The sequence below is a fragment of the Beijerinckia sp. L45 genome, assembly GCF_009765775.1.
Lineage (GTDB): Bacteria > Pseudomonadota > Alphaproteobacteria > Rhizobiales > Beijerinckiaceae > RH-AL1.
In genome coordinates this window covers 1-278 of record NZ_LMUU01000005.1, presented here as the reverse complement: position 1 = coordinate 278, position 278 = coordinate 1, and the positions used below count along the sequence as shown (strand labels likewise).

1 protein-coding gene is annotated in these 278 nt (G+C 49.3%); it reads right to left on the bottom strand.

From position 1 onward, the window contains the following. Positions 1-278: hypothetical protein (locus GSQ79_RS00620; RefSeq protein WP_158806806.1), on the bottom strand; the 278-nt coding region annotated here is incomplete at both ends.

The following is a 278-nucleotide window of genomic DNA, read 5'->3' as shown; positions in this document are numbered from 1 at the left end:
CCCATGGCTTGCTTGCCCATAGCAGATTGATAGGTATTACGAGGAGACTGGTTGTGGTCGGGGAAAGGAATGATGCTAGCGCAAATGCCGAGAATCATACTGGGATGAATCTCACAATGCGTGTACATGTGGGTGGTAGGGTTGGTTTTGGTCTTCAGACGCTTGTTTGGGTTGTCGCCGGGGTCATCATCCATTGCTACACCTGCCTTCTGCAATCTGTAAAACTCGAGATCCTCTGGAGTCATGCAAATCATCGAAGTTTCCTCTTCTTCCGCATC